Raw genomic sequence first — 15,468 nt, forward strand, 5'->3', positions numbered from 1 at the left:
CCATGCGGAGCAAGTACAAAACCGGTCTGTTACGCACCAACCTGCTGGTCGCGGCGGCGCTCGTCGCCCTGCGTGCCATCACCGCCGACGCCTGGACCGATGCGATCCTGCTGGGCGCGATGATGGCCTGGCTGATAATGACCAGCGTGCGGCTGCCACTCGGCCATCGGCGCCTCACCATCACACTCTGGCAGTTGCTGCCGGGTCTGTTGCTGGCGGCCTTGCTGTGGGCGGCGCCGGAGCGCCACATCACCTGGATTTGGGTCTGGGCGATCCTGCTGATGTGGCCACAGCCATCCTGGATGCTGCTGTTTCACGGCTTGCTGGCGGTCGCGACCTGGTATGCCCAGCGCGAACTCCTCGGCAGCGAGCAGTGGTGGCTGGCCGGGCTATTGCTGGCCGGCCTGATGGTCCTCGGACTATCGCGCTCCCGAGCACTTCAGGCACGGCGCTTCGCCACACGCCATCGCGCCAGGCTGATGGCTGGCTGGCCGCTCTGGCCGCGGGCCCGGCTAGAGCGCGACCTCGACCGCGAACGCCGGCGTTCGACCCGTGAGTCATCGCATGTCGAACTGCTGCTGTTGCGCCTGCCGCCGCGCCGCCTGCTCCCCGCGGCCGGCCGACTGCGTCATCATCTCCAGAGCTTCGAAAACTGCTATCGTCTTGACCGCAGCACCCTGGGCGTACTGCTGATCAGTCGCGATGCCGAACAAGCGGCACAGCGCCGCCAGCGCCTGCTCGACACGCTGGAGCCTCCACTGAAGGCCCGCGCCATCCCGCTACCCTATCTGGTGTCACTGGCCCACGAGCGGCATGCCCTTGCACGACAGTCGCCCACGCTAAGGATCAAGGAGAGTCCGACGCATGCGTGACATCCGCTACCGACCACTCACCCTGTTGCTGGCCATCGGCACCCTGCTGCTGTTGGGCCAGGCCCTGTGGTTCTACCTGGCGGGCGAATACCACCGCATTCCACCACCGGCTCTGCTCGCCCCCATCATGCTGGTGGCCACCCTGCTCGCTCCGGCGGGGGGCGATCACACCCGCGCCGCCGCCGGCCTAGTACTGATCTGTGGCTTCCTGCTGATCGCCGTGGAACTCCCGCGACCGACAGGCCTGCCATCACTATGGGTCGGCCTGCCCCCGGTTCTCGCCCTGTTACTGCTCCCCCCGGCGCCAGCCCTGCTGCTCAATCTCGGCTTGACGCCGGTCTGGATGGTGCTATTGAGCGCCCCCTGGCCAGACCTCGATATACTGCTGACCTACCTGAGCCTGGTGGCCGTCACCACCCTGGTGCCCTGGGGGCGCCTGCGCCAGCGAGCCCTGCTGCATGCCACCGACCCCCGGGACCCGGAGTGCCGAGCCGTCAGCCGTGCGCACCTCCGGGAACGTCTGGCCGGCGAGATCGACCGGACCACGTTACTCGGCCAGCCTCTGTCCGTTCTGCTGATCCACCTGCCCCAGCTGGAGATCGCCGAGGAGCAGTTCGGCCACAAGGCCCGCCAGGCATTACTCGATGGCCTGTGCCAGACCATCGCCGGACGCTATCGCGCCCACGACATCCTGGGTCGAGCCGAGGACAACGTCTTCTGGTTGGTCATGCCGAACACAACCGAGAGTGGCGCCCAACTGGTCCGCCAACGACTGTCTCGGACCCTCGAACCCGTAATACTGGTGGAAACCGGCCCACTGGAGATCCTCACCGGCCTCGTCATACGACACGCCGGAGAAAGCGGCTCGTCTTTCGAGCAGCGCCTGCACGCCGCGACCCGAAGCCTGGCGACCGCTCGAGCACCCGATCCACGGAGAGCGCATTGAACTTCACCGACACCCTCTACCAGCTCTCGCCCTCGCCGCCCCTGCTGCTGCTGATTGTCGCCGTCATCGCCCTGGCGGAATCGCTGGCGCTGGTCGGCCTGCTGGTCCCCGGCGTGGTACTGATCACTGCCGCCGCCTCCATGGCCGGCCATCAGGAACTTTCCGTGACGCTGGTCATCATCGCGGCCTTTCTCGGCGCCGTGGCCGGTGACGGCCTGAGCTTCTGGCTCGGCTACACCCAACGCGAAAGGGTCACCGCTCTCTGGCCGCTCTCGCGTCACCCGGAGTGGCTCGCACGCGGCGCGCGCTTCTTCCAGTCGCATGGCTCCCTGTCGGTCGTCCTGGGCCGCTTCGTTGGTCCCGTGCGCCCTATCATCCCGATGATCGCCGGCATGTTGCGCATGCCGCCCCGCACCTTCACCTGGGCCAACCTGATCTCGGCGGCGCTATGGGCACCGGCCTATGTGCTGCCCGGCTACCTGCTCGGCCACGCCTGGCAGCGGCTGCCCGGCCTGCCCGAGGGGCTCAGGCCATGGCTGGCCGGTCTCGGCGGCCTCGTCGTGGCGCTGGCCCTGATCTTCTCCTGGCTGCGCCACCAGACCTACCGCGACGGCCATGTCTATCGCGGCCTGGCCTGGCTGTCCCGGCATCATGCTATGGGGCGCATGACCTGGCGGCTGCTGGCCATCCAGCGCGACCGCGAGCCCCCGCTGGCCTCCTGGCTGCTGCTGCTGTCATCGCTCGCCGCGCTGTCGGCCTGGACGCTGGTAGTCCTTCAGCACGATGGGCCGCTGCCCATGGACCAACGTCTCAACGCCCTGCTCGGCACCACCTCGATGCCCGGCCTGAATCGGGCCGGCCACATCCTCGCGGAAGTCGGCGACATCCTCGGTATCATTGCCTTGGTCCTGCCCTGGGTACTCTGGTGGTTATGGAAACGACGCTGGGACATCCTCGGCCACTTCGGCGCCGGTCTGATCGGCATCGCCCTGCTCAATACCCTCGGCAAGGCGCTGATCGGTCGGGCACGCCCCCTGACACCGGAACACCTGACCAACTCGCTCTCCTACCCCAGCGCCCACACCTCCACGAGCATCGTCCTGCTCGGCATGGCCGCCGCCTTCACCGCCCGCGAGCTGCCGCCGACGCAACGCTTCTGGGCCTATTGGGGAGCGATCGCCCTTGCCGTGCCCATGGCGCTATCCAGACTGGTGATCGGCGTGCATTGGCTGAGCGACCTGATCGGCGGCGCCCTGCTGGGACTGGTGGTCTGCGCCCTGGTCCAGCTCGCCTGGCAACGACGCGAACGCGCCCCGCTCTCGCCCTGCCCCTGGCTCGTACTGGGCAGCGCTTCCCTGGTGCTCGTCATCGCCAGAGTCATCGGTTTGGCGCCGGTATAGCCGTAAGACGTAAGACGTAAGACGTAAGACGTAAGACGTAAGACGTAAGACGCGAGCGTCGAGCCACGAGATTCGAAGGGCAACCCCAAGGCAATGTAGCTCGTAGCTCGTAGCTCGTAGCTCGTAGGCAGCATACCCCCAGCCCTTTTCGGGTCCAGGGGTTTCTTACCGCTTATAGCTTACGGCTTATAGCTCCGGGTTATCCCAGCGCCAGCCAGATGCCGACGCCTACCATCAGCGTGCCGGCGATGCGGTTGAGCAGGCGAACGTTGCGGCTCTTGCCCAACAGGTGACGCAGAGTTTGCCCGCCGGTGGCGTAGGTAACCAGCGCCAGGAACTCGATGGTCAGGATAAGCGCGACCAGCATCGCCAGCTGCCCCGCCAGAGGCCGGGAGGCATCGAGAAACGGCGGCAGCAGGGCCACGAAAAAGGCCCAGCCCTTGGGATTGGCCACCGCCGTGACGAAGCCTTGCACCGCCAGTTCGCGTCGTCCCGCCCTGGCCCGGGTGTCCAGTTCATCGGGCACGGCCATGCGTCCCCGTGAACGCCACATCATCACGCCCAAATAGATCAGGTAGGCGCCTCCCAACCACTTGAACACGGCGAAAAGCTCGGGTTGGCGCAGCATCAGCGTGGCCACGCCGGCTCCCGAAGCAACAGCCACCAGCCCCACGCCGGCCAGCTCGCCGACCATCATCCACAGGGTTCGTCGCACCCCCTGGGTCATGCCCAGCACCATGGCCAGCGTCATGCACATGCCTGGCGTCAGGGAAACGAGCAGAAAGGTCGGCACAAAGACCGACAGCAGGGAAAGGTTGAGCATGTCCATATCCTTATGGGCCCGCGCGAGCGACCGTCAAATGATGACGAGGGCGCATGTCGCTGCCGTTACGACGATTCGCCCCAGCGTGGCATCAGGCAATGCGGGATACCCAGTTGATTGAGGATACGCGCCACGATGAAGTCGATCATGTCCTCCACCCCGCGCGGATGATGATAGAAGCCCGGAGCCGCCGGCATCACCACGGCGCCCTGGCGAGTCAAGGCAAGCATGTGCTCCAGATGAATCGCCGACAGGGGCGTCTCGCGAGGCACCAGCACCAGGGTGCGGCGCTCCTTCAGGGCCACATCCGCGGCGCGCTCGATGAGGTTGTTGCTGGCACCGCAGGCGACGGCCGAGAGCGTGCCGGTGGAGCAAGGACAGATCACCATCGCCGAGCTGGCCCCCGAGCCGGAGGCCACCGGCGCCATCCAGTCCTCGCGGCCGAAGCAGCGGATCTGGCCGGGTCGCGCGCCATAGCGCTCGGTGAGTGCCTCGGTCAAGCGTTCGGGGCGCGCCGGCAGGTCATGCTCGGTCTCCGTGGCGATGACCATATGGGCCGCCTTGGAGATCATGACCCAGACCTCGTGCTCGGCGGCCACCAGCACCTCGATCAGACGCAGCCCGTATTGGGCCCCGGAAGCGCCGGTGATGGCCACAGTGACGGGTGGTTGCAACTCATCGTCCATGGGTTTCCTCCAATGAAGCCAGCAGCCGTTCATGGATTCCGCCAAATCCCCCGTTGGACATCACCACGATACGATCCCCGGCCCGGGCCTCGGCAACCAGCGCTGCCACCAGGGTTTCCAGATCGTCATAGGCTCGACTCGGCGTCGTGGCGGACTCGATCACCGGCGCCAATGCCCAGTCCAGTTCCGCCGGCTGATACCAGTAAGCCAGGTCGGCGCTCGCCACGCTGGCGGCGAGACGCTCCCGCAGAGCGCCCAGCCGCATCGTGTTGGACCTGGGCTCGATCACCGCCAGCAGGCGCCCCTGGCCATCGGCTGCACGCAGCCCATCGAGAGTGGCGGCGATCGCCGTGGGATGATGGGCGAAATCATCGATCACGCGAATGCCCGCGACCTCGCCTCGCAGTTCCTGGCGCCGCCGCGGGGTTTCGAAGCGCGCCAGGGCCTCACCTCCCCGGGCCAGGGAAACGCCGCAGGCATGGGTGGCAGCCAGTGCGGCCAGCGCGTTGTAGGCGTTGTAAGTGCCGCTCAGGGCCCAGTCGACCACGACCTGTTCGTCACCATGGCTGACCCGGAAGCGTCCGGCATCGTCCCGCTCGAGCGTCAATCGCCAGTCGCTGTCCGAGGACTGGCCGAAACGCTCGACCGGCGTCCAGTAGCCCTGTTCGAGCACGCGATCCAGCGCCGGCTCACCGTCGGCCACCAGCAGCTTTCCCTTGCCAGGTACGGTACGAACCAGGTGGTGGAACTGGCGCTCAATGGCCGCCAGGTCGGGGAAGATATCGGCGTGATCGAACTCGAGATTGCCCAGCACGGCGATCTCGGGACGGTAGTGAACAAACTTGGAACGCTTGTCGAAGAAGGCGGTGTCATACTCGTCGGCTTCGACCACGAAAGGTGCGCCCGGCGCCCCCAGGCGCGCCGAGATACCGAAATTGCGCGGCACGCCGCCGATCAAGAACCCCGGCGACAGGCCCGCCGCCTCCAGCAGCCAGGCCACCAGGCTGGCCGTTGTCGTCTTGCCGTGGGTCCCCGCCACGGCGATCACCCGACGCCCTGGCAACACATGCTCCGCCAACCATTGGGGGCCCGACACATAGGGCAACCCCAGATCGAGCACGGTTTCCACTTCGGGGTTGCCGCGCGACAATGCATTACCGACCACCACCAGGTCAGGGCGTGGCTCGAGGTTGTCGGCGCTGTAGCCCTCCATCAGCATGATGCCCGCGTCCTGCAACTGAGTACTCATGGGCGGATAGACGCCCGCGTCGGAGCCGCTGACCCGCAGCCCCTGCTCGCGAGCCAGCAGAGCCAGGCTGCCCATGAAGGTGCCACAGATGCCGAGGATATGAAGATGCATGCTGTCTCCGCAGGAAAGTCGTGCCAGGCGGCCTGGCGGAAAGCGGCAGACTAGCATGGCGCCCGCGCCCCCTCCAGCCATCGCGAGGCAAGGCCATGGGATGCAGCCCCCGGGCCGATAAGCTAGAATCCTCGCCTGCTCCGACCCTTCGGCGGCGCTGATACGCGACAGGAAAGTCGCCGCGCGCCCTTTGATGCGACCAGCAACAGGAAAGCCCCATGGCTCAGCACAACGCCTTTTATGCCCAGTCCGGCGGCGTCACCGCCGTGATCAATGCCAGCGCCTGCGGCATCATCGAAGCCTGCCGGCGCCACGACGACCAAATCGGCAAGGTCTATGCCGGCCACAACGGCATCATCGGTGCCCTGACCGAGGACCTGATCGACGTCAGCCAGGAGAGTGACGAAGCCATCGCGGCGTTGCGTCACACGCCGGCCGGCGCCTTCGGCTCCTGCCGCTACAAGCTCAAGGACATCGAGACCCATCGCGCCCAGTACGAGCGCCTGATCGAGGTCTTCCGCGCCCATGACATCCGCTACTTCTTCTACAACGGCGGCGGCGACAGCGCCGACACCTGCCTGAAGGTCTCGCAGCTTTCCGAGAAGATGGGCTATCCGCTTACCGCCATCCATGTCCCCAAGACGGTGGACAACGACCTGCCGATCACCGACAACTCGCCGGGCTTTGGCAGCGTGGCCAAGTACATTGCCACCTCGACCCTGGAGGCATCCCTGGATATCGCCTCCATGTGCGCCACCTCCACCAAGGTCTTCGTGCTCGAAGTAATGGGCCGCCACGCCGGCTGGATCGCCGCCGCCGGTGCCCTGGCCGGCCAGGGCGAGGGCGATCCCCCGCATCTGGTGATCTTCCCCGAGATCGACTTCGACCGCGCCGCCGTCATGGCCCGCGTCGAGGAGTCGGTCAAGAACTACGGCTACTGCGTGATCGTGGTCTCCGAGGGGGCTCGCTACGAAGACGGCACCTTCCTGGCGGATTCCGGTAACACCGATGCCTTCGGTCACCGCCAACTGGGCGGCGTGGCACCGACACTGGCCGGCATGATCAAGCAGGACCTGGGCTACAAGTACCACTGGGCAGTCGCCGACTATCTGCAACGCGCCGCGCGCCACCTGGCGTCCAAGACCGACGTCGACCAGGCCTACGCCGTCGGCGAAAAGGCCGTGGAACTGGCGCTGGACGGACAGAACGCCAAGATGCCCGCCATCAAGCGCATCAGTGACGACCCCTATGCCTGGACCGTCGAGGCTGCACCGCTGGCCGACGTGGCCAACCGCGAGAAGTTCATGCCCCGCGACTTCATCCGCGAAGACGGCTTCGGCATCACCGAACAGTGCCGGCGCTATCTCGCCCCGCTGATTCAGGGCGAAGACTTCCCGCCCTTCGAGAACGGTCTGCCGAAAGTCGCCAAGCTCACCAAGCATCGCGTCGAACGCAAACTGCCCGAGTTCAAGCTTTAAGCTTGCGAGCTACGAGCTACGAGCTACGAGCTACGAGATTCTCGTATCGTGGCTCGTGGCTCACCACTCACGGATTCCCTGCCTGATTGCTGCCCTCTTTCCATCCCGCTTAGAGGAAGCGCTGATTTATGTCGCGAGCGACGAGAGGCTGGCCACCGCCGGAACGGAAAAACCGCAGTTTACATGATGGTAAATGAAGATTTTGAGTACTGCCGGTGGCCAGGATATCGAGCGCAGCAATAAATCAGTGTTGTCCTAACGCAACAACCAGGACAACACCAACAGCAACAACAAAATCCCCGCCACGCCCTGCCAGAAGCGAGTCGGCTCGCGGGACGACTCGACCGCCTCCGATAACTCTCGTGCATCGCCGCTCGGCCCCCTCAGGGCATGAAGAAATTCCGAAAGCCGCCGGAAGCGCAGCGCACGCTGGGGAGCCAGGGCTCGGCGTAGGGTGTCGTCCAACGCCGGCGACACCTCAGGATTAAGGGTCCGGGCGCTGCGATAGGTCATCTGCTCCAGGTCGGTGTGTCGCAGCAAGTCCTTGGTCGGCAGCGAATAGGGCAATTCACCGGTGAACAGCCAATAGATCGCGGAGGCCAGCGAATACTGGTCGCTGCGCCGCCCCACTTCGTCATCAAGGGCATATTCCGGAGCACTGTGCTCGGTCAGCCCCACCTGGCGCACCAGGTTACGGGAACGTCGATGGCCATCGACATCGCGCATGTGGCAGGCACTGAAGTCGGCCAACACCACCTGGCCGTGCTTGTCGATCAAGATGTTATCGGGATGCACCTGCTGGTGCAGCAGATCGCGATGGTGCAGCGCCTGCAGGGCCTTGCCCATCTGGATGGCGATATCCAGCCGCTGCGCCAGGCTCGCCTGAGGATGCCGACGCGCCCAGGCGGTGAGCGTTTCGCCTTCGACATAGGTCATCAGATAATAGAGGAAACGGCGTGGCCGCGAGGGTTCCATGACCTTGACCACGAAGGGCGAATGCACCCGTTCGACCACCCACTGCTGCAGCAGGAAATGCTCCAGGTAGGCATTGCGGGTGGAAAGCTCGGGGCTCGGCGCCTTCATCACCATTTCCCGGTCGCTGCGCACGTCGCGAACGCGATAGACGCGGGACTGCGCCGTGCGCGACAGCACCGACAGCACCTCCAGACCATCCAGACGCTCGCCCACCGACAGCTCCGGCGGGATCGGCAGGTCACCGTAGACCTTGCCGGGCTGATCCTCTTCCTCCTCGGGCAACTCGTCGATGCGCACCAGTTGAAAGCAGAACTGGTCACCGCCGTAGCCTCGCTCTTGAGCACGCTCCTGAGCCGTCTGGGCTAGGCGCTCGCAGGCCGCATCCAGGTCGCTGGCGTCCTGGCGAATCAGGCCGACATAATCGGACGGCATCAGGGTACCCTGCACCGCCTGGGTGGTGAACAGGAAGATATCGCCCTGCTTGAGCGGCAGGCTCGCGTAATCGATGTCGATGCTGGCATCCATGCCCAGCGCCCGGGACGGATAGCGATAGCCCCCGAGATCGGTGACATGATCGCGCGAGAGCTGCTCGAACTCGGCGCCACGCAGGCGGAACACCAGGGTATCGCCCATATGAAAGAGGTGCGCCTCACGTCCGCGATAGATCATGGCGGACAACGAGCTCACATAGCTGCCATCGCTCACCTGGCGGCTCTGTCCGTAGCACCAGCCATTGAGCGAGCGCAGCACCCGGTTGACCGAGGTCTTCACGTCCCAATGGTCGGGCGTCGAGAAGTAATCAGCCAGAAAGCCACGCACACTGATGTCGCCAGCTTGTTTGGCCAGCGCATTGCGGGAAGTAGAATCACTGATCAGGGCACAGGCGCCCTTGGTCGACAATTGCAGTACCTCGGGCGTAAGGACCGACATCGAGCTACGATGCCGACGCCGATCCGGCGCCACGAAGGCCTGACCATAACTCAGAGACAGTTGCGCGGATGCCAAGATATTCTCCTCGGGCTCGCGACGAATCGCCGGCTGGACCGGCTCAACAGGGGGCCATCATACACGTCGTCCGCGACGCTGGCTCGTCCACCAAAGCCGTAACTGCCTAAAAACCATTCCCCCGGGGATTGGTAATCCCCGGGGCGGCTTCGTATAATTCGCCACATTTACTCCAACTCGACCCGGACACTCGCCAGAAAAGGACGCCCTAATGAACTTCGACAACATCCCCGCCGGCAAGGACCTGCCCAACGACGTCTACGTGGCGATCGAGATCCCCGCCAACCATGCCCCGGTCAAGTACGAGATCGACAAGGACATGGGGGCGCTGCTGGTCGATCGTTTCATGGCCACCCCGATGTTCTACCCGGCCAACTACGGTTTCATTCCCCACACCCTGGCCGATGACGGCGACCCTCTCGACGCCCTCGTGGTAACACCTTACCCGGTCACGCCCGGTAGCGTGATCCGCGCCCGCCCGGTCGGCATCCTCAACATGACCGACGAAGCCGGCGAAGACGCCAAGCTGGTGTGCGTGCCGCATGCCAAGCTGTCCAGCCTCTATGACGACATTCAGGAAGTTACCGACTTGCCGGAGCTGCTGCGCCAGCAGATCGCCCACTTCTTCGAGAACTACAAGGATCTCGAGAAGGGCAAATGGGTGAAGGTGGAATCCTGGGAAGGCGCCGAGGCCGCCCACAAGGCCATCGAGAAGTCCGTGGCCGCCTACAACAAGGCCTGATCGACCGGATCACGTGTAAAAATGACAAGGGGCCGCCCAGTGGGCGGCCCCTTTCGTTTCAACGTTCCCTCATCCCTCGTGCGATGGCCCTTCGGCTTCCGCCTCCTCCTCTGGCGCCGCCAGCCCCTCGGCCAATTCCCGCACCAGATCGCGAGCCCTGAGCACATGACTGGCCATCACCAGTGAATGATTGGCAAAGATACCAAAGCCCGAACCATTGAGCACCACCGGGCTCCACAGGCGACGCTGGCTGCGCTCCAGCTCCACCGCCAGCGCATCCCAACGCTCGGCAAGCCCGGCGGCTTCCAGCACGTCCGCCTGATCGCGACGCACCGACGCCAGCAGATGGCGCAGCGCCCATGCCTGCCCTCGAGCCTCGAAGAAGATATTGTCGACGCGATACCAGGGCGTCGACTCCGGCAGCGATGCCACCGGTACGCCCAGCTCGGCAAGCCGCTCCTTGTCGCCGACACTGGCGGAAAGCCGCCCTCCCATCTCGTCGAGCTCCTCGGCCACCTGCGACAGCCAGGGCGCCAGCCCCTGCCCCGCGTCACCGAAGCCGGCATGCCCAGGCTCACCGAGCTGAACCAGATAGGCGTCGAGATCGTCGAGCGCCTGGCTAATACGGTGTTCCGTGGACGGATAAAGCCAGTCGCGACCATCACCACGCAGCCGGGTCGCCGCCGCCTCGAGCGTCTCGGCCGATCCATCCGCCAGCGCCGGCATGGCGGCCATCAGGGCGCGCGCCTGACGCAACACGCCATACTCCCAGGCCGGCATGTTATCGAGCCACAGCCCCGGTGGGGCGATATCATTGCGCAGGTAACCGCCGGGCTTGTCGACCAGGGTTGCCAGGGTGGTCCGCAAGCCAGCGACAGTCACTGCACCACGCGCGGCCGTACCGCCACTACGCTGCTCGGCGACCGTCTGCTCCACATCGAAGCCCGCCGGTGTCCGGCTCCACCAAATGCCCAGCGCCACCGTCACCACCAGGTACAGGACCAGCAACACCAGTAATGGCTTCCAGATCCAGCCATACTGCGGACGCTCCAGCACCTCATCCTTGCTGCGACGGCGAATCGTGGTCTTTTTCGTCAATCCCATTTGCGCGGTTCCCTGCCGTAAAGATGAAGAGTCGAACGACCATGACGCCATGCCGCTCGAATACGTTATCCTGACACTTCCACGAATGCCTCAGCAGTTGAGCATAGCGGCACAGGCCCGGAACCCCAAGCCATCTCGACAGTCTCAATCGCGCCATCTATATCCCGGAGAAAGGAAACCCCGTGTCACAGTTTCGTCGTCTTGCCTGTCTCGTCCTGCTGCTCTTGCCGATGGCGGCCCAAGCCGAATGGTTTTCCTCGAACGACGGGGCGGACTTCCTGCCGGTCATGGAGGCGTTCCAGCCCAGCGTCTGGCATGACGGCGACACCCTGAAGATCGGTTTCGAGAATGCCGACGGCTACTATCTATACCGCCACCAGTTCGACGTCGCCTCCCGGGATCCGAACGTCACCCTGGGCGAACTCGAGCTCCCTCCCGGCGAGGCCAAGACCGATGAGTTCCTCGGCGATGTCAACGTCTACTACGACCGCGTGGTTCTCGAAGCTCCTCTCGACACGCCTCACCAGGGCCCCCTGGATCTGACGCTGACCTTCCAGGGATGCGCCGACGCCGGCCTGTGCTATCCGCCCGAGACCATCGAGCTCCAGGCGCCGGAAGGCCAGGCGCCGGGCGCCTTCAGAGATTGGCCATCACCCTCCGGGGACGGCGAGGCGGCCAACGGCTCGACGGCCTCCCCAGCATCCGAAATGACAGGCGGCGAGGCGCCCCGCAGCGAGGATGGCCACTTCAACGCCCTGATCCGCGATGCCAGCCTGCCGCTGGTGCTGGGCCTGTTCCTGCTCGCCGGCCTGGGGCTGACCTTCACTCCCTGCGTGCTGCCCATGGTGCCGATCCTGTCGTCGATCATCGTCGGCCAGAATCCCAGCCGCCCTCGCGCCTTCGCCCTCTCGGCCAGTTACGTGGCCGGCATGGCGATCACCTACGCCATGGTCGGTGTACTCATGGGCCTGTTCGGCGCCGGCCTGAACCTGCAGGCCAGGCTGCAATCCGCGCCGGTGCTGATCGTCTTCGCCATCCTGTTCGTGCTCTTCGCGCTGGCCATGTTCGGCGTCTTCGATCTGCGCTTTTCTCCACGCCTGACACGTCGTCTCGACGCCTGGCAGGACAGGGCCCAGCGCAGCGGCCCCTTCGGCCTGGCACTGGCCGGCTCGCTCTCGGTATTGGTGGTCTCGCCCTGCGTCTCCGCTCCCCTGGCTGGCGCCCTGGTTTTCATCTCGTCGACCGGCGATGCCCTGGTGGGCGGTGCCGCCCTGCTCGCCCTCGCCCTGGGCATGGGCATTCCCCTGCTGCTGGTCGGCACCTTCGGCACCACCCTGTTGCCGCGCAGCGGCCCCTGGATGAACGGCGTCAAGAGCGCTTTCGGCATTCTCCTGCTGGGCGTGGCGATCTGGCTGGTTGCACGTCTTCTGCCGGGCGCTATAGTCCTGTTGCTGTGGGCCGCGCTGGCCACCGGCACCGCGCTGGCGCTGGGTGCCCTGAACCCCGGCCAGGCCCAGGGTTGGCCGCGGGTTCGCCAGGCCGCGGGGCTGTTGTTGCTGACTTGGGGCATCACCCTGGTGATCGGTGCCTCACGCGGCGCCCAGGACCCGCTCCAACCCCTCGCGTCAGCCGGCACCACCCTCTCCGCCGCTTCGGCCGGGCAGGCGGCCGCCCCGCAGGAAGCCACCGTGGTCGAGAGTCTCGAGGAACTGCAGACGGCGTTGGCGGCCTCCGACAAGCCCGCCATGGTCAATGTCACCGCCGAGTGGTGCATCTCCTGCACGATCATGGAACGCGACGTCTTCCCCGCGCCCCGGGTGATGGCCGCCCTCGAGGGTTTCCGACGCATCGACGTGGATGTCACCGAAAGCGGCGAGACTAGCCGTGAGGTGCTCGACCACTTCGGCCTGTTCGGCCCGCCGGGCCTGCTGTTCTTCGACGGTAGCCGCGAGCTGCGCGAAGCACGCATACAAGGCGAGGTAGACGCCCCCGACCTGGCCACTCACCTGAGCGAAGTCGCCGCCTGGATTCAGCGGGACCAGGCCTGATCGGCCAGCTAAACGAACAGCGTTCGTCGCTGGCTGGACATCCACATCGATTTTCGGCAAACTCCGCTGATATCAGCCATCACGGCACCTAGAGACGGCAAAGCACGCCAACTTGCCGCGATCTATTAAGAAATCGCCCGAGTTGACAGCGCCGGGCAATCCCAGAAACCACCGATCGAGACAACGTCATGGACATCCGCAAGGTCAAGAAGCTGATCGAGCTACTGGAAGAATCGAACATCAGCGAGATCGAGATCCAGGAAGGCGAGGAATCGGTTCGCATCAGCCGCCACCCCAATGGCACGGAATATCCTCAGCCCGCCGCACCTGCCTGGCCGGCACAGGCCGCCGCGCCGGCACCGCAGCCAGCGGCAGCGCCCGTGGAATCTGCCGCCGGGGCCGATGAAGGCCCTGCCTATCAGGGGCAGGCGATCGTCTCCCCGATGGTAGGGACCTTCTATCGCGCACCGGCACCGGGCGCCAAGGTCTTCGTCGAACTCGGCCAGAGCGTCAAAAAAGGCGAGACCGTGTGCATCGTCGAAGCGATGAAGATGATGAACCAGATCGAGGCCGACCGCGACGGCGTGGTCGAAGCGATCCTGGTCGAGGACGGCGAGCCGGTCGAGTTCGAGCAACCGATGGTCGTCATTTCCTGATCTTCCCACAACACTGGCGGACTCCATCATGCTGGACAAGGTTCTCATCGCCAATCGTGGCGAGATCGCCCTGCGCATCCTGCGCGCCTGCAAGGAACTGGGCATTCGGACAGTCGCGGTCCATTCCAAGGCCGATCGCGAACTGATGCACGTACGCCTGGCTGACGAGGCCGTCTGCATCGGCCCCGCCTCATCGGCCCAGTCCTACCTCAACATCCCGGCGCTGATCAGCGCCGCCGAAGTCACCGATACCACCGCCATCCATCCCGGCTACGGTTTTCTCTCCGAGAATGCCGACTTCGCCGAACAGGTCGAGCGTTCCGGTTTCACCTTCATCGGCCCGGCCGCCGAGACCATTCGCCTGATGGGCGACAAGGTCAGCGCCATCAACGCCATGAAGGAGGCCGGTGTGCCCACGGTGCCCGGTTCCGATGGCCCGCTCGGCGACGACGAGGGCGAGATACTCGCTACCGCACGGCGCATTGGCTACCCGGTCATCATCAAGGCCGCCGCCGGCGGCGGTGGGCGCGGCATGCGCGTGGTGCACACCGAAGGCCACCTGCTTTCCGCGGTCAACGTGACCCGCACCGAAGCACACTCGTCCTTCGGCGACGGCACCGTCTACATGGAGAAGTTCCTCGAGAACCCGCGCCACGTCGAGGTTCAGGTGCTGGCCGATGGCCAGGGCAACGCCATCCACCTCTATGACCGGGACTGCTCCCTGCAACGCCGCCATCAGAAGGTGCTCGAGGAAGCCCCTGCACCCGGCCTGGACCAGCAAGCGCGCGAGCAAGTCTTCAAGGCCTGCCGGGATGCCTGCATCGAAATCGGTTATCGCGGTGCCGGCACCTTCGAGTTCCTCTATGAGAACGGCGAGTTCTTCTTCATCGAGATGAACACTCGGGTACAGGTCGAGCATCCAGTGACCGAGATGGTGACCGGTGTCGACATCGTCCGCGAGCAGCTTCTCATCGCCTCCGGGCTGCCCCTGTCGATCCGTCAGGAAGACGTCAAGCTGTCCGGGCATGCCTTCGAGTGCCGCATCAACGCCGAGGATCCCAGGACCTTCATGCCCTCCCCCGGCCGGGTCTCGCTCTATCACCCTCCCGGCGGGCTCGGGGTGCGCATGGATTCCCACGTCTACACTGGTTACACGGTGCCACCCTACTATGACTCGCTGATCGGCAAGCTGATCACCTGGGGTGATGACCGCGAAACGGCGCTGACTCGCATGCGCAACGCCCTGGACGAGTTGCTGGTCGAAGGCATCAAGACCAATACTGACCTGCACAAGGATTTGGTCCGCGACGGCTACTTCCAGCAGGGCGGCGTCAATATCCACTATCTGGAGAAGAAGCTCGGCCTGTAAAAAG

General features: G+C 65.1%; 13 protein-coding genes. 8 read left to right on the forward strand and 5 right to left on the reverse strand.

The genetic code is table 11. The features are described from left to right. Nucleotides 1-2 precede the first annotated feature (2 nt). From FZZ93_RS00850 to FZZ93_RS00860, 3 genes are read left to right on the forward strand one after another with little or no spacing between them, the layout of a single operon-like run. Nucleotides 3-872 carry a hypothetical protein gene (locus tag FZZ93_RS00850; RefSeq protein ID WP_149320439.1) on the forward strand — a complete coding sequence of 290 codons (870 nt, stop codon included), beginning with the start codon at nt 3-5 and terminating at the stop codon, nt 870-872. After that, complete coding sequence (locus FZZ93_RS00855) at nt 865-1,818, forward strand: diguanylate cyclase domain-containing protein (protein ID WP_149320440.1); 954 nt, start codon at nt 865-867, stop codon at nt 1,816-1,818. Before FZZ93_RS00850 ends, FZZ93_RS00855 begins: the two co-directional genes overlap by 8 nt. After that, nucleotides 1,815-3,218 carry a bifunctional DedA family/phosphatase PAP2 family protein gene (locus tag FZZ93_RS00860; RefSeq protein ID WP_149320441.1) on the forward strand — a complete coding sequence of 468 codons (1,404 nt, stop codon included), beginning with the start codon at nt 1,815-1,817 and terminating at the stop codon, nt 3,216-3,218. Before FZZ93_RS00855 ends, FZZ93_RS00860 begins: the two co-directional genes overlap by 4 nt. Before the next feature lie 199 nt (nt 3,219-3,417). On the opposite strand, the gene FZZ93_RS00865 is transcribed toward FZZ93_RS00860, so the two are convergent. From FZZ93_RS00865 to mpl, 3 genes are all read right to left on the reverse strand, one after another. After that, entirely contained in the window at nt 3,418-4,041 is a 624-nt protein-coding gene (locus FZZ93_RS00865) for a LysE family translocator (protein WP_149320442.1), read from the reverse strand. A 65-nt stretch (nt 4,042-4,106) separates the two neighbouring features. After that, nucleotides 4,107-4,727, reverse strand: a complete 621-nt coding sequence (locus FZZ93_RS00870) for a flavin prenyltransferase UbiX (RefSeq protein WP_149320443.1) — start codon at nt 4,725-4,727, stop codon at nt 4,107-4,109. Continuing rightward, nucleotides 4,717-6,087, reverse strand: coding sequence for a UDP-N-acetylmuramate:L-alanyl-gamma-D-glutamyl-meso-diaminopimelate ligase (gene mpl, locus FZZ93_RS00875; RefSeq protein WP_149320444.1), 1,371 nt, complete (start codon nt 6,085-6,087; stop codon nt 4,717-4,719). Before mpl ends, FZZ93_RS00870 begins: the two co-directional genes overlap by 11 nt. Nucleotides 6,088-6,305: 218 nt before the next feature. Here mpl and FZZ93_RS00880 point away from each other — a divergent pair, with 218 nt between their 5' ends. After that, a complete protein-coding gene (locus tag FZZ93_RS00880; RefSeq protein ID WP_149320445.1) occupies nt 6,306-7,565 on the forward strand; it encodes a 6-phosphofructokinase in 1,260 nt (419 codons plus the stop codon). A gap of 255 nt (nt 7,566-7,820) precedes the next feature. Here the strand turns inward: FZZ93_RS00880 and FZZ93_RS00885 are convergent, their stop codons facing one another. Next, nucleotides 7,821-9,545 (reverse strand): bifunctional protein-serine/threonine kinase/phosphatase, encoded by a 1,725-nt coding sequence (locus FZZ93_RS00885; protein WP_149320446.1) that lies wholly within the window; start codon nt 9,543-9,545, stop codon nt 7,821-7,823. Nucleotides 9,546-9,756: 211 nt separating this feature from the next. Between FZZ93_RS00885 and ppa the strand changes: the two genes are divergently transcribed. Then, entirely contained in the window at nt 9,757-10,287 is a 531-nt protein-coding gene (gene ppa / locus FZZ93_RS00890) for an inorganic diphosphatase (protein WP_149320447.1), read from the forward strand. 69 nt (nt 10,288-10,356) lie between these two features. Here the strand turns inward: ppa and FZZ93_RS00895 are convergent, their stop codons facing one another. Beyond that, nucleotides 10,357-11,391: a DUF2333 family protein gene (locus FZZ93_RS00895; protein WP_149320448.1), complete on the reverse strand. Its 1,035-nt coding sequence runs from the start codon at nt 11,389-11,391 to the stop codon at nt 10,357-10,359. 182 nt (nt 11,392-11,573) lie between these two features. Between FZZ93_RS00895 and dsbD the strand changes: the two genes are divergently transcribed. From dsbD to accC, 3 genes are all read left to right on the forward strand, one after another. Continuing rightward, a complete protein-coding gene (gene dsbD, locus FZZ93_RS00900; RefSeq protein WP_149320449.1) occupies nt 11,574-13,439 on the forward strand; it encodes a protein-disulfide reductase DsbD in 1,866 nt (621 codons plus the stop codon). Nucleotides 13,440-13,627: 188 nt separating this feature from the next. Continuing rightward, nucleotides 13,628-14,095 carry an acetyl-CoA carboxylase biotin carboxyl carrier protein gene (gene accB / locus FZZ93_RS00905; RefSeq protein ID WP_149320450.1) on the forward strand — a complete coding sequence of 156 codons (468 nt, stop codon included), beginning with the start codon at nt 13,628-13,630 and terminating at the stop codon, nt 14,093-14,095. Nucleotides 14,096-14,123: 28 nt separating this feature from the next. Then, on the forward strand, nt 14,124-15,464 hold the full coding sequence (accC, locus tag FZZ93_RS00910) for an acetyl-CoA carboxylase biotin carboxylase subunit (protein ID WP_149320451.1): 1,341 nt from the start codon (nt 14,124-14,126) through the stop codon (nt 15,462-15,464). Nucleotides 15,465-15,468: the final 4 nt, after the last annotated feature.

It is taken from the genome of Halomonas eurihalina, assembly GCF_008274785.1.
In the GTDB taxonomy this organism is placed as follows: Bacteria; Pseudomonadota; Gammaproteobacteria; order Pseudomonadales; family Halomonadaceae; genus Halomonas; species Halomonas eurihalina.

Bases quoted from the DNA above. Each gene is read 5' to 3' on its own strand.
- FZZ93_RS00850 (WP_149320439.1), top strand. From the start codon at position 3: ATGCGGAGCAAGTACAAAACCGGTCTGTTACGCACCAACCTGCTGGTC.
- FZZ93_RS00855 (WP_149320440.1), top strand. From the start codon at position 865: ATGCGTGACATCCGCTACCGACCACTCACCCTGTTGCTGGCCATCGGC.
- FZZ93_RS00865 (WP_149320442.1), bottom strand. From the start codon at position 4,041: ATGCTCAACCTTTCCCTGCTGTCGGTCTTTGTGCCGACCTTTCTGCTC.
- FZZ93_RS00870 (WP_149320443.1), bottom strand. From the start codon at position 4,727: ATGGACGATGAGTTGCAACCACCCGTCACTGTGGCCATCACCGGCGCT.
- mpl (WP_149320444.1), bottom strand. From the start codon at position 6,087: ATGCATCTTCATATCCTCGGCATCTGTGGCACCTTCATGGGCAGCCTG.
- FZZ93_RS00880 (WP_149320445.1), top strand. From the start codon at position 6,306: ATGGCTCAGCACAACGCCTTTTATGCCCAGTCCGGCGGCGTCACCGCC.
- ppa (WP_149320447.1), top strand. From the start codon at position 9,757: ATGAACTTCGACAACATCCCCGCCGGCAAGGACCTGCCCAACGACGTC.
- FZZ93_RS00895 (WP_149320448.1), bottom strand. From the start codon at position 11,391: ATGGGATTGACGAAAAAGACCACGATTCGCCGTCGCAGCAAGGATGAG.
- accB (WP_149320450.1), top strand. From the start codon at position 13,628: ATGGACATCCGCAAGGTCAAGAAGCTGATCGAGCTACTGGAAGAATCG.
- accC (WP_149320451.1), top strand. From the start codon at position 14,124: ATGCTGGACAAGGTTCTCATCGCCAATCGTGGCGAGATCGCCCTGCGC.